The sequence below is a fragment of the Clostridium sp. 1001271st1 H5 genome (assembly GCF_005845215.1).
GTDB lineage: Bacteria > Bacillota > Clostridia > Lachnospirales > Lachnospiraceae > Enterocloster.
The window spans coordinates 150,300-163,575 of sequence record NZ_SPHO01000008.1 but is presented as its reverse complement, the minus strand read 5'-3'; the positions used below and the strand labels follow the sequence as shown (position 1 = coordinate 163,575).

Annotated in this window: 10 protein-coding genes; all 10 read right to left on the bottom strand. The window is 51.7% G+C overall.

Translation table 11 applies throughout. The features are described from left to right. Positions 1 to 10 precede the first annotated feature (10 nt). The 10 genes from FGS84_RS14045 to FGS84_RS14000 all read right to left on the bottom strand — a co-directional run bounded on the left by FGS84_RS14045 (position 11) and on the right by FGS84_RS14000 (position 13,247). Complete coding sequence (locus FGS84_RS14045; protein WP_243129977.1) at positions 11 to 1,078, bottom strand: extracellular solute-binding protein; 1,068 nt, start codon at positions 1,076 to 1,078, stop codon at positions 11 to 13. Between the two features lie 252 nt (positions 1,079 to 1,330). Continuing rightward, positions 1,331 to 3,553, bottom strand: coding sequence for an alpha-galactosidase (locus tag FGS84_RS14040; RefSeq protein WP_138309170.1), 2,223 nt, complete (start codon positions 3,551 to 3,553; stop codon positions 1,331 to 1,333). Beyond that, on the bottom strand, positions 3,550 to 5,211 hold the full coding sequence (locus tag FGS84_RS14035) for a glycoside hydrolase family 43 protein (RefSeq protein ID WP_138309169.1): 1,662 nt from the start codon (positions 5,209 to 5,211) through the stop codon (positions 3,550 to 3,552). The genes FGS84_RS14040 and FGS84_RS14035 overlap by 4 nt, the downstream gene beginning before the upstream one ends. A gap of 36 nt (positions 5,212 to 5,247) precedes the next feature. Next, positions 5,248 to 6,051 (bottom strand): Cof-type HAD-IIB family hydrolase, encoded by an 804-nt coding sequence (locus FGS84_RS14030; RefSeq protein ID WP_138309168.1) that lies wholly within the window; start codon positions 6,049 to 6,051, stop codon positions 5,248 to 5,250. 65 nt (positions 6,052 to 6,116) lie between these two features. Continuing rightward, positions 6,117 to 6,989, bottom strand: a complete 873-nt coding sequence (locus FGS84_RS14025; RefSeq protein ID WP_138309167.1) for a PTS system mannose/fructose/sorbose family transporter subunit IID — start codon at positions 6,987 to 6,989, stop codon at positions 6,117 to 6,119. Then, the gene (locus FGS84_RS14020) at positions 6,982 to 7,851 is read right to left on the bottom strand and encodes a PTS sugar transporter subunit IIC (RefSeq protein WP_138309166.1); all 870 of its coding nucleotides are present in this window, start codon (positions 7,849 to 7,851) and stop codon (positions 6,982 to 6,984) included. Before FGS84_RS14020 ends, FGS84_RS14025 begins: the two co-directional genes overlap by 8 nt. A 3-nt stretch (positions 7,852 to 7,854) precedes the next feature. Then, positions 7,855 to 8,349 (bottom strand): PTS sugar transporter subunit IIB, encoded by a 495-nt coding sequence (locus FGS84_RS14015; RefSeq protein WP_138309165.1) that lies wholly within the window; start codon positions 8,347 to 8,349, stop codon positions 7,855 to 7,857. Between the two features lie 176 nt (positions 8,350 to 8,525). Next, on the bottom strand, positions 8,526 to 10,355 hold the full coding sequence (locus FGS84_RS14010) for a sensor histidine kinase (RefSeq protein WP_138309164.1): 1,830 nt from the start codon (positions 10,353 to 10,355) through the stop codon (positions 8,526 to 8,528). After that, complete coding sequence (locus tag FGS84_RS14005; RefSeq protein WP_227147050.1) at positions 10,352 to 11,695, bottom strand: extracellular solute-binding protein; 1,344 nt, start codon at positions 11,693 to 11,695, stop codon at positions 10,352 to 10,354. The genes FGS84_RS14010 and FGS84_RS14005 overlap by 4 nt, the downstream gene beginning before the upstream one ends. Further along, the gene (locus FGS84_RS14000; protein WP_138309162.1) at positions 11,646 to 13,247 is read right to left on the bottom strand and encodes a response regulator; all 1,602 of its coding nucleotides are present in this window, start codon (positions 13,245 to 13,247) and stop codon (positions 11,646 to 11,648) included. The genes FGS84_RS14005 and FGS84_RS14000 overlap by 50 nt, the downstream gene beginning before the upstream one ends. Positions 13,248 to 13,276: the final 29 nt, after the last annotated feature.

The window sequence follows — 13,276 nt, the reverse complement described above, 5'->3', positions numbered from 1 at the left end:
AATCCAGATTCTATTCCTCCTGGGCAAGCCATTTCAAAAAGACGGCCGACGCATATTCGTGGGTGCTGTCGCTCTGTGCAACGGAAAATCCCGCCCCCTGGACCATGGCGCATAATTCCCCGCCCCTGAAACAGGGATATGGAAGAACACTGCTCTCAATCCGGTATATTTCATTTTGATTCAGGGTCACTTCCTTCGGAAAATAGACCGCGCCTGCGCTGGAGCCTATATAAGCCAGTATATCCCCTGTCTTTTCGTCATCAGAACGGAATTTACCCAGATTTGCATAATAACCTTTTACATAGGGCACATACAATTCATCCCATAAAAGCCTGGCCAGGTCCTGGTCAAATGAAAAGGTTACCCGGCCGTCGTGAAACTCATAAATATCATTTCCCGTCTGCACGGACGCAACAATGATATAGTTTGCCAGGCTGTCGATTCCCAGAAATGCCTTGCCTCCTGACCACTCATAATAGGTACCGGCTGTCTCAGCCACGCCCTCCCAGGTGGACAGTCCCTCCAAATCCGCTCCTGTCTCCCCTGCAAACTTATCCCAGTCCGTCTTATTTAAGTACAGATTTTCCGTGGACCGCACAACAGGAAGAATCTTAAGTCCCTGATTTCCGCCAAAGCTGCAATCCTGGAGAAAATCCTCCCGGTATACCTTCAGCTCATCCTCTGTAAAATATTGGTTCAAATCCACAAGCTTGCCCAATACATCAATGCGGTAGGCATTTTCCGGATACGCGGCAAACAGATTGGGCATGGAGTCAGCTCCCAGCCTTCCGCTGGCTGAATTATATGTCTCCTCTGCCAGCTGGTTCACATCCCCGTGGCTGACACTGTCCACAATGATTCCCTTTTCCATGCCCACTGTTTCATTGAACCTGGACACCAGGCTGTCAAAGGCCTGCTTTGTCTGCCCGTTATAATAATTCCACACCGTTATCATCACAGGCTGCCTGGGGTCCAGCTGGTACCTGGCATCCTCGCTGCGGGAACAGCCGCCCGTCATAACCAGCATCAGGACCGCCGCTGCCGCCCATGCAAGCATGACTCTCTTCCTTTTTTTCATATGAAACCTCCCGTTTCAGGCATGCAGGGCATTTACGGTTCCCTGTGTGCTGAGATTGTATTTATCCTGCACATCTGCTGTTTTTTTCCATTATACAGCATACCGGTTCAAATGCAAAGAAATATAACTGCAGTTATTTTGGGAGGCAATGTGGTGTTCAAAACACAAAAATCCTTCTGATTGACGCTCCAGCTTCCGCCTCAACCAAAAGGATTTATAATTCTTACAATAACCCAGAACACGGCCTGTCCCTCAGCCTTCCCTGTACATCACCCACTGCTGGGCCTGAAAATCACCGCTGGGCCTGTTAAGACCCAGACCGATGTTCATAAGGGAGCTGCCGCGGAGCAGGCAGACATCCCTGATGCCGGGCGTACCCGCCTCCTCCCCAGCCTCCATCACCTGTTCTGCCCGGTAAAACGCCTCACGTTCCAGACCCTTAAGGCGCAGCCGCTTGGGAACCGTATTGGCTTTTGCCAGAATCTGTACAAAACTCACCACCGCCCTGTCTCCCTTCTCTGAAACATACATCCACGCCCGTTGGTCCCCATCATGCTTCAGTCTGTAATACCGGCCCTTCTGTACAATTTCCCTTATATCCTTATAAAATCCAATCTGGCGTTTCACCTCATCCTTATCCTTTTCTTCCATGGCTGTCAGGTCCAGCTCATATCCCAGATTTCCCTCCATGGCCACCACGCCTCTGGTAAAAAGCGGAGTCTCCCTCCCCACGATATGGTTGGGACAGGCAGACACATGGCAGCCCATGGATACAGGCGGATACACACAGGCTGTGCCGTGCTGGATGGCAAGACGCTCCGCTGCATCGGTGTCATCACTGGCCCATATCTGGGGCATATAGTACAGCATTCCGGGGTCAAAGCGCCCGCCTCCCCCTGCGCATCCTTCAAACAGCACATCCGGGTGCATTCCGGTCAGTCTCTCCAGAATGCGGTAAAGCCCCAGTATATACCGGTGCCCCAGTTCCTTCTGGCGGCCTGCAGCCAGATGGCCTGACCCCCAGTCTGTTATATTCCGGTTCATATCCCATTTTACATAGGTTATGGGCGCCTCCCTCAGCACCCGGTCAACAGACTCCACAATATAATCCTGGACCTCCTCCCGGCTCAGATCCAGTACGAGCTGATTCCTGGCCAGCTGCTTCGGACGCCCTTTCACCTGGATTGCCCAGTCCGGATGGCTTCTGAACAGCCGGCTGTCCGGCGATACCATTTCCGGCTCAAACCACAGCCCGAATTCCATTCCCCTCTTCCTTACGGCCTCTGCCAGTCCGGCCAGGCTTCCTCCCAGCTTATTCCGGTTCTCAGTCCAGTCTCCCAGGGACCGGTCGGCGCTGTCCCTGTTTCCAAACCATCCGTCATCCAGCACAAAGCATTCGACTCCAAGGGCTGCAGCCTGGTCTGCCAGCTCCAGCAGCCTGTCCCTGTTAAAATCAAAGTAGGTTGCCTCCCAGTTATTAAACAGCACAGGCCTGTATTTTCCCGGTCCGCCCTGATAGTTTCTCCCCATGAGACATTCCCTGTACAGGCAGTGGTATATCCTGGACATGGCTCCCATCCCCTCTCCGGAGTGCACCATCACCACCTCAGGACTGGCAAATTTCTCCCCCTTTTCCAGCAGCCATGAAAATCCAAAGGGCTGTATTCCCATCATCATTCTCGTATTTTGGTGCATATCAACCTCCACGCTTCCCTCAAAGCTTCCGCTATACACCAGATTCATGGACCATATATTTCCCCGGTCCTCGTCTGCCCCAGGCTCTGCCAGGGCCAGAAAGGGATTCTGCCCGTGTCCGCCGGCTCCCCTGGTACTCTCCACCGCAAACCTCCCCTGGCGGATTTCCTGCCGGTTAACATGACATTCCCTTCCCCATGCCCCGGTCAGGGTCATCAGCTCATACCTGTCATCCGGGAAAGAAAAGCAGCCTGACATCAGGCGCTCCACTGTCACGGCCTTTTCTCCCCGGTTTGCGGCCATCACGCTTCCTGTAATGGCGTCATACCTTTCAAATACCCCATATGTAAGCCGGATTTCCAGATTGGATATGCTGTCCCCCAAAGTCAGTTCCAGACATTCTGCTTCCCTGCTAATGACGGCCGGCAGCCCCGGAAGCGTTTCCTTTCCCCGGTATACCCGGTATCCCTTAAACCGCAAATCCGTCATAACGGAACCATCCTCATAGCAAAACTGAACAGCCGGCATTCTCAAATCCGGATTTCCCCAGGACGGGTACAGCACCGGATATTGTTCCAGCCTGAAATCATTGATTCCGTCTGTTCCGCACAGATAACTGGCCTTTTTCATGTCCCGGACAATATAGCTGAAGGAATCCCCCTCCACCCTGCTGCCCCAGTACAGGCTCATGAGATGGCCGCTGGGCATGGCATGGAGAATCATGGATGTATGTGCTGTGATAAGGTGGAATGTCCTTCCCTGTTCCAGTACCTGAATCATTGTTCCGCCTCCTGGTCAGCCTGGTAAAACTCTGTAAACAATGCGGCTGTGTCCTTATTAAAATTATCCACTGCCGTTATACCTACCACAGCCCCGGTATAGGCCCAGCCCGCAGCATGCTCATCGCTCAGTATGGAAGCATCCAGCACAGGACCTATTTTCTCCGGGAGCCCATTGTCCACAGCATAGTAAAACTGCATCTGCTCCCGGTCCACATGCACCTCCAGCCGGACAGACTCTGTATGAACAGGCAGGTATGCATACTGCCCCCTCAACGGTTCACAAAATTCATAGTTGTCATTTGTCAGAATACTGACCATGGGAAGCTGCTTCACCTCATCATATCCCACATAAAGATAGTGAAATACCTTTGTATTGTAATAGCACACAAGACCGGCTGTCTGGGCGTAATGATACGGGCGGAACTTAAGGACCGTACCCGCCTTAAAGCAGAAACTTTCCCACCTGCGTGCAATCAGAGACTGTTCAAACAGGGATGTAAGGGAATCATTTCCCTTTAACAGAAGGCCCTGTTCTGTCAGCTCTGCCTTGTCTCCCATGGGACGCCGCAGGGATAACCATTCCTCCTGCTCCAGACAGGTTCCCCTGCGAAAATCCGTCCTGTATTCCCTGCCCTTATTCCGGCTGCCGGCCGTCTCCTTTGGGGCTTCCTCCGGCGCCTCCACCTTTAGCGCCTCCACCTTCGGCGCCTCCACCTCAACCAGCGGCGTGCTGTTCCCCTGCACCATCCTGGGCCACCCGTCAATCCACTCTATTTTCTGAAGGGCAGTCTCCCTGCCCAGGACGCAGGCCTCCTTTCCCTCCAGATACCGGGCGCAGAGATGGGTCATATACCATTCCCCCTGCCCTGTCTCCACGAAATTGCCATGACCTGACTTTTTAAGGACCGTATCCTTTTCCCAGGCCGTAATCAGAGGATGATAGGGTGAAACCTCATAGGGTCCCCATATATCCGCAGACCGGGCCACACAAATGGAATGGTGTCTTCCGGTTCCTCCCTCGGCGGCAATCATATAATAAAACCCATCCCGTTTCATCAGGTGCGGCCCCTCGGTACCGCCGGTGCCGCTTCCCTCAAATATAACTTTGGATTGCCCTTTCATCCCCTTTTCCATATCAAACTCCTGCAGCACCAGACCATTAAACTTCTGGTGTCCCGGCAGCGGCCTGGCGTCCCACTGCGGATTAATCACATAATGCCTGCCTTCTTCGTGGAACATCGAAGGGTCAAACCCGGAAGCATTTACAAATACAGGCGCGCTCCACGGCCCGTCTATGGACGGGGAAGTGACCACATAATTCTCCACGTCTTTGAAATATCCGTCTATTTGCCTGCTGACAGTATAAATCAGATAGAATAATCCATTGTCATAGGACAGCGCCGGAGCCCAAATCCCCGCGGAATCAGGAATCCCCCTCAAGTCCAGATTATCAAGTATCCCGCCCCTGGAAGTCCAATTCACCAAATCCTCCGACTCATAAAGGGACACCCCGGGGAGCCATTCAAAAGTGGATGTAATCAAATAAAACCTGCCCCCGGCCCTGCATATACAAGGGTCCGGGTGAAATCCCCTTAAAACCGGATTGTGAATCCCAATCCTTCCGGGCGCGCCTGTCTGAATCCGATTCTCTCTCATACAAATTCTCCTTCCATTTCAAATAAACCGGCACTTTCAGATAAACCGGTAAATTGCCTGGGCAACCCCCTTATGGTCATTATCCCCTGTCACGAACACGGACGCCGACCTGACTTCCTCCACTCCATTCCCCATGGCCACGCCAATACCAGCCATGCCCACCATCTCCAAATCATTCTCATTATCGCCAATACACATCACCCTGTCCATGGGTATGCCCAGGTGCGCGGCCAGCACGGCCACGCCCTTTCCCTTATTCCCATCCTTAGGGTTAATATCCACAAAATAGGTATCTGATTTGGCCACATGAAACAAATCCATATCCACAAGCGCCTTCTTAAGACCCTCAAAATCCGCTTCATCAATCTCTTTCACAGCCACCTTAATAATCTCATCCTTATGGCGGCGGGCTTCAGCCCGCATTTCATCATAATCCCGGCAGTAACGGTAATCCGAACGCAGGCTTCCCTTATCAACCAATTCCATCAGATGTCCCGACAGAGCCCCATTGGTAATATTAAATTCTGCCGCTGAAAGAAAAATCTGGCTTTCATACCGTTCCGCCTGCTCAATGATTTTCATGACCAGGCCTTCCTCCATGGTATCCCTGTAAATAACCTCCCCGCACAGCACCAGACCTCCGTTCAGGCAGACCCCATACCTGCCAATCCCCAGCTGTAAAAGCAGCGGCTCTATCCCGGAAACCGAACGCCCGGACGCAATAGCCACAATCACGCCCTTATCCAGCGCATACCGCACCGCCTCCACATTCTCCCTGGGCAGCTCCTTACGGCTGTCAAGCAGTGTCCCATCTATATCAATACACAGTAAATCAACCATATTTCCACATTACCCCGACATCACATTTTAACTTACCAACACCATCCGTCATTCAATGCATTCCTTTAGCCGCAAATTCCCAGCACTGTCAGCACCACTGCCGCCGCAAACATGACTAACAGCACGGTGACCGGCTTATTCTTCTTCCTCAGGTAAAAGAAGGAACCCATGGTAATGGCCAGCGGCAGCAGTCCCGGCATAATCTGGTCCAGAACGCCCTGCAGATTGAAGGCAGCTCCGCCAAAGTCAGCTACAAAGGTCGTCTTAAAGCTCACATACTGGGCGGTCATCGCTCCTGTCATAATCAGCCCCAGAACAGCAAAGCCTTTTGTAAATGCCTTCAGCGCCCCTGAGCTCAGCGCATTTGCAATATAAGTACTTCCCAGCTTCAAACCATATTCAGCTCCGAAATAGCGAATCAGCACATTGGGAATATTATAAATCAGTGCAAATAATACAGGTCCCATCCAGGAGCCAATCTGTGCGAATCCAAGACCGATTCCCGTTGCAATGATTCTCAAAGCTCCTGAATAAACGGAATCTCCAATTCCTGCAAAGGGTCCCATCAGCGCAACCTTAAGGGCTTCGATAGAGGAATCGTCAAACTCCCTTCCGGCATCCATGGCAGCCTTTCTCTCCTGCTCCATGGAAATCACAAGAGAGAAAATAAAGGGGGACATGCCGGGCGTTGTGTTAAAGAAGTCCTGATGTCTGGACATTGCCTCGTAAAAGGCGTCCGTCTCCTTTCCGTAAATATCCTCCAGATACGGAATCATGGTCCATCCAAACGTGGTTCCCTGCTGTTTCGTATAAGAGGTGCAGAACATCAGCCACATAGACCTCCAGAAGATGGAGCCCACAAGTTTTCTCTGCCGGCGGGTAAGTTTTGTCTTCATGGTAACGGCTGCATCCGCTCCTGTCGTCATTGTATTAATCATTGAAGAAGTCCTCCCTTTCATCTAATACCGGATTGGCCGATGCATTCTGCATCCTCTGCTCATCCTTGATCCTCTGCAGTTCCCGGAAAATAACCAGAGCCGCAATGGCTGCCCCGATAAAGGAAATCTGCACCAGGGACAGTATCTTTACGGAGGAACTGGCAAGCTTCACAGTCCCGTCCGCCACAGCCGCGCCTGTCACGTTATTGTAGAAGAAAAATGCCCCAAGGCCGAACCCAAGAAAGTAATACGGGCATATTTCCCTGCTCCACAGCGATTTAAGCAGCAGCGCCATACCAAGGGCGGGAAGCATGGTGGATGCAACCGTCATGGACTTCTGCACCCATGCCGGTATGATTTCCACAAATGCCTTTACCGCATCCGTACCTGCAAAGATACAGATGAAGCCCAGCAGGAAATAGCAGAGATGGAAACCAGCGAACTGAAACATCCACAATCTCTTAAATCCCCTGATGTTCCGGCCCTCAACCAGCTTCTCAAACCTGGGCACAAGGGAAGTGACTACAATCTTCATGGATGAATAGAGCAGTGTTCCCAGCGCAGCCAGGGGCAGGGCCAGGGTAACGGCCGTGGCCAGGTCCTTGCCCAGCAGAATGGCAAATGCAGCTCCGAAAATGGAGCCCAGGGTAAAATCCGAGGGCATTACGCCGCCCAGGCTGACATTGCCCAGGAACACCAGCTCCAGCTGGGCAGCCAGGATAATTCCCTCCCCCGGATGTCCCAGCAGGGCGCCCAGAATGGCCACGCAGAAAATGGGTCTTTGGAACATGGTGTTGCCCCACCAGTCAAAAAACTTGGTAAACATAAGTACAAGTCCGACAATCAATGCATTCATAAACATGGCTTATCTCCCTCCTAACAGCTTCATAAAATCCTGTCTTCCGTCTCCCGGCAGGGGCTGGTGGATGATTTCAATCCCCAGATTCCCTATTCTCTCAAATACATTCCGGTCCGCATCCGTCACGTATACGGATTCCGACACCTTTGTCTTGGAAGAAAGGGCTCCGCCCCCAATCCTTCCGTAATTTGCAACGTTGAGTACCGGGCGTTCCCCAATCTGCTCTGCAACCCTTAACAAATCTTCGGGCTGATTGGAAATCACAAGGATTTTCATCTGGGACGCCCTGGGGTCCTTTAATATCTCCACTGCCTTTTCAATGGGCAGAATAGCTGCCTTTACTCCTGCCGGGGCAGCCATCTTCAGCGCATTCACCTGTATGGTATTGGCCGCAATGGTATCGCTGGCAACAATGATTCTCTGTATCCCCAGTTCCTTTGACCACATAACTGCCACCTGACCGTGAATCAGACGGTCATCCACACGCATCATCTTTATCATTTTTTCTCCCTCCTGAAACATCATTTTCATACACAAAACGGGCCCATCTTAAAGGTATTTCCTTAAGATGAACCCATGGTACCACAAGGATTTTCCAGTCTCAACGTCCTGGCCCTACCATCTAAAAAGACCGCCTGTTTTCCCTAAAAATCCTCTCTATATTTGATTGTCCGGTTCTAGGATGTCCCTATTTCAACCTGCTCTCCCTCATTACCTGCACTCTCATCAGACACCAGGGGCAGGGTATACACCACAATGGTGCCCGTCCCCTCTGTGCTCATGATTTCCAGCCCGTATTCCGGTCCAAAGTTCTTCCGGATTCTGTCATAGGCATTCTTGATGCCCACATGTTCCCAGCCGTCTGTTGTCAGTACTCCCATTTCCTCCTGGCCCAGGCTGTCATTCAGGTTCTTAAGCGTCTCCTCTCCCATGCCGGCCCCGTCGTCCATCACGGTCACTTCCAGATGCCCTTCCTGCCTGTGGGCCTCAATGCGCACGGTTCCGTTCCCCTTCTTGGGCCTGAGCCCGTGTTTGACTGCATTTTCCACAATGGGCTGAAGGCTCAGCTTGATGATGGACGCCTCCATCACATCCTCATCCACACTTACCTCCAACTGAATCCTGTTCTCATAGCGGATGCGCATGATATAGAAATATTCCCTTATATTTTCAATCTCACGCTTCAGGGGAACCATGTCGCCGCTGACGCCAATCAGGTATTTGAGCTGCTTTGACAGGCTTTCCACCATCCTGGCTGTCTCCTTATCCTCATGTTCCAGGGCTGTCATACGGATGACCTCCAGGGTATTGTAGAGATAATGGGGCTTTATCTGCGACTTAAGGGCCGTAAGCTCCGCATCCCTCTGCCGGATTTCGGCCACATATACCTTTTTGATATAGGCTTCCAGCTCTTTTGCCATTTCGTTCAGCCCGCCTGCCAGGACTCCGATTTCATCCTCCCTGTCACCCACGTCAATCCGTGTCTCCAGGTTGCCCTTTTGAATCTCAGCCATCCCGCTCTCCAAAAGCTCCACCGGCCTGCGAATCCGCTCCAGAAAATAAGAGTACAGACACAGGAGCACCAGAAAGGCCGCGCCCAGGAATACCGTGATATACTGTTTTGTACTTTCCATATTCATCAGCACCCGGTCCCGTCCGGCCTCCACGGCCACGGTCCAGGCGCACGGCTCCAGACGGTCATAGACCACGTATTTTCCGTCCTTAAGCAGGCTTCCCATCCCCTGGTTCATGGAGGGAAGGAGGGATGCCATCCCTTCCGCCGGTTTTCCTGTCATGGCAGAATCAGCACTGTAAATACACATTCCCTTATCATCCATAATGTAGAAAAACTCATTTAGCCCCATATCAATGTCCGAAAGTACGGAGGACAGCTTGCTTATATCCATGTCCATATAAAAATAGCCCAGACAGCTGCCTATGGTCTTAAAGGATGTAATATCCTGATAACTGCGCCGGAACGTGATGACCTGATTTCTGGAATCCGGGAAATAGTCATCCACATGGGTGGACAGAACAGAGAAATTCTCCTCCTGGTCCTCTTCTCCCGTCCAAAAACGGAATGCATCTTCATCCAGTACCTTCTGGGTGTTCCTGGTAGCGTAATAAATCCTGCCTTTCTGGTCCTTAAAATAAGCGGTGCGCAGCCTGCTGTCCTTGTCCAGCATCTGGCTGAGAAGGAGAATGATTTTCATCTTCTTTTCTTCCTGGCGAAGGCCCGGGGATTTTAATATCTGGTACAGGAACATCCCGTCGTCCGTGGAAATATCATAGATATACTTAGTCAGGCCGCTGCATTCCTCCACCATTTCTTCTGCATTGTTGCCTGCATAGCTCACCATGCGCCCCATATCGTCCAAAACAACCCGTTCCATATTGTCCCTGAAACGGCCAAACAGCACTGTGCCGGCAATCAGAAGAGGCGCCAGTCCAAGCAGTACAAAGGATATGGTCAGGCGGAAAAATATGCTTTTTCTTCTCTGTATCATGGCTCCTCCCATCGTTCCAACAGATTTTCTGCCAGGGATGAAATTGATTTTCCGCCCCATAAGGTCTCAATCAGCATCTGGTCATAATAGGTGATGAAACCGTCAGGCGAGCTGGCATCCTCCACCAGAAGCTCCGTATGCACAGGTTCTCTCTCATAAGCAGCTTTCATGATTCTCTGGTTTGGCGTATCCGGCATATACACCTGGCGGACTGTCACGGAGTCCCCGTTCATGATTTCCAATATGGTTTCATAGATGCCTTCGGAATAATAAAACTGCAGGAACCGGACAGCCGCGTCCATCTTTTTTTCGTCCCCCGCGGTCACGGACGAGATACCCCATTCCACATTGCTGTCATCCATTGCATAGGCTGTCCCGTCCCTTCCCGGAAGGAAAAAGAAGCCCAGGCGAATCTGGGGATTCAGGTTCTCTATCTGCGACAGCATCCACGGCCCTGTATACACCATAACCGCCTGTCTGGCGGATATGGCCTGGGCTGTTTCACTGTCCGACACTGCCCTGTAACGTGAATGAATGTAACCCCGGCTGGCCAGGCCGCGGAAATCCCCCAGCATCTCCATTACCCTCTCTTTGGTCCAGCAGACCTGCCCCTCCTCTGTCACAATGTAATTGCAGAACAGGTAATTTCCCCAGAACTTCATATGCCAGATATCGGCAGCCCCAAGAGCAACGGCGTCATATCCTGAAGCCTTAAGGGTGCCGCATACCTGGAGGAATTCCTCATATGTACTGGGCACGGAAAGTCCCAGCCTCTCAAATATATCCACATTATAAATCATTCCCAGGGTGGTGCTGTACCTGGGAACGCCATAGCATATGCCGTCAAAGGTCTGGGGGTTCTCCACCAGCGAATACACTTCCTCAGGCATGGGTGCCAGAAGCCCTGCCTGCACAAGGGTTCCTGTCTCCCTCAGTTCCACGATATCATTTAATTCTTCCTGGGCAGCCAGCACCTTAAGACGTTCCGCATACGTCTGGTTCTTTACTTCCGGCATAAAATACAGCTCCACCTGGATATCTTCATTGGACTCCATGAAAGCCTCTGCCACGTCCTCCATTCCGCTCTTCCATTTAAGGTCCCCTGCGGAACAGACCACCCGTATTTTTACCTCTGCCTCCGGACGGACTCCGGGCGCAGAGGGCCCCCCGGGACTGCATCCTGTCATCAGAAGCAGGAAAACAGCCGAAAGAAGGATGCTGGCGAACATCCTCCCTCCGGCCGGTCTGCTGTGGGGTTCTCTGGCTTCCATGCCGTTTTCCCGCCGTTTCTTATATTTTCTGTCCCTGGCCCTTTGGCCGGTATTCCCTTCTGTACTCATTCGGACTCTTCCCATATTTCCCCTTAAAATTTTCATTGAACTGCCGGACATTCTTATATCCCACTGCCTCCGCTGCCTCGTAAGCCTTGCAGTCCGTATTGGCCAGAAGCCGGCCCGCCTCTTTCATGCGGATGTCTGTCAGATAGTTTTTAAAGTTTTGTCCTGTGTTCTTTTTAAAATAACTGCTGAAATAATAGAGATTCATATTGGCAAAGGCCGCCATGGATTCCAGGGTAAGATTCTCCCTGTAATGCGCTCCGATATACTGCTTGATTCTGGCCACCTCGCTCTGGCTGGTATTTCCCGTCCCGTCCTTTACGGTTTCAAACAGGTCTGTAAGGCAGGCTGTAATCACCTGGCAGGCCTGCCGGTACAATGGCTTCAGACGGATTTCCTCAGCAGCCTGTTCCGCCTTCTGCCGGTAGGAGCCGTCAATCAGGTAATTGTCCATCAGCTCCTTTGTGACATCGGTAATCAGGAGAATGCAGCGGTTCACGGCGGCAAACCGGTTCCCGAAATGCAGGTTGCGGATAACCATAAGAATCCGGTTCAATTCCATGTCAATGGACGGTTTCCTGGACAGGAATCCTTCCATCAGCTTTTTATAACAGTTCTGGTAATCCTCAAAGGAATCCAGGAAGCTGCGTTCCACATCATCATACCATATCTCATCCTCTTCCGTAAAATAGTAAAGCTCCAGGGCAAACCGGCTGGTCTTATAGGCCAGCTGCAGGGCTCCAATCTCCCCAATCCGCTCTCCCACTCCGGTCTTGACCACAATGGGCTGTCCGCTTGTCATTACTTCCGCCAGTTTATGGGTACGGATTCGGACAGTCCTAGCATCCTCAGAGGGGTCCAGGGTAAATATCACATAGCAGTTGTTCAGGTCCTTCCTGATGACAAAACCCCATTTTTCCTCCTCCAGCTTTTTCTGAAGGCGGTTGTAGGCGGAAAACTTCTGCAGCTCCTGCATCTTGATATTGGAGGGACCTGACTTTGTAAAATACAGGCGGAAGGCCGCCCCCACAAACTCCTTACAGGCCACGTCAATGTGCAGTGCCTCGAACTGCTCATATAAATCCTGCCTGGCATACTCCTGGTTCCCGTTTATTTTATGGAAAATACGGGCCAGTTCACTTTCATCCTGTTCCGTGGCGAGAAGCTTAAGGCGGCTCTGCTCATCCACCAGACCCACTGCCTTCTTAAGGGCTGCCTCCAGTTCTTCCTGTTCCACGGGCTTCAGGATATAATCCACAGCGCCGTATTTAACCGCCCTTTTTGCATAAGAAAATTCCTGGTAGCCGCTGACAAAGATTACCTTGGTATAAAGCCCCATCTCTCCAATCCGCTTCAGCATATCCAGCCCGTCCAGTTCCGGCATGGCAATGTCCGATACAGCCAGGTCCGGCTTGACCCGTTCAATCAGTTCCAGGGCTTCCTTTCCGTCCCTGGCCTCGCCCACAATCTGTATGCCCATCTTTTCCCAGTCAATCAGCTTCCTGAGACCTTTTAATATAACTGCCTCGTCATCAGCCAGAATTGCACGCAGCATCCGCCATTCCTCCTCTCGGGTGTGCCTAT

Coding starts and splice junctions, on each gene's coding strand:
- FGS84_RS14025 (WP_138309167.1), bottom strand. CDS start 6,989: ATGATTAATACAATGACGACAGGAGCGGATGCAGCCGTTACCATGAAG.
- FGS84_RS14005 (WP_227147050.1), bottom strand. CDS start 11,695: ATGAGTACAGAAGGGAATACCGGCCAAAGGGCCAGGGACAGAAAATAT.
- FGS84_RS14000 (WP_138309162.1), bottom strand. CDS start 13,247: ATGCTGCGTGCAATTCTGGCTGATGACGAGGCAGTTATATTAAAAGGT.
- FGS84_RS14045 (WP_243129977.1), bottom strand. CDS start 1,078: ATGAAAAAAAGGAAGAGAGTCATGCTTGCATGGGCGGCAGCGGCGGTC.
- FGS84_RS14030 (WP_138309168.1), bottom strand. CDS start 6,051: ATGGTTGATTTACTGTGTATTGATATAGATGGGACACTGCTTGACAGC.
- FGS84_RS14035 (WP_138309169.1), bottom strand. CDS start 5,211: ATGAGAGAGAATCGGATTCAGACAGGCGCGCCCGGAAGGATTGGGATT.
- FGS84_RS14010 (WP_138309164.1), bottom strand. CDS start 10,355: ATGATACAGAGAAGAAAAAGCATATTTTTCCGCCTGACCATATCCTTT.
- FGS84_RS14015 (WP_138309165.1), bottom strand. CDS start 8,349: ATGATAAAGATGATGCGTGTGGATGACCGTCTGATTCACGGTCAGGTG.
- FGS84_RS14020 (WP_138309166.1), bottom strand. CDS start 7,851: ATGTTTATGAATGCATTGATTGTCGGACTTGTACTTATGTTTACCAAG.
- FGS84_RS14040 (WP_138309170.1), bottom strand. CDS start 3,553: ATGATTCAGGTACTGGAACAGGGAAGGACATTCCACCTTATCACAGCA.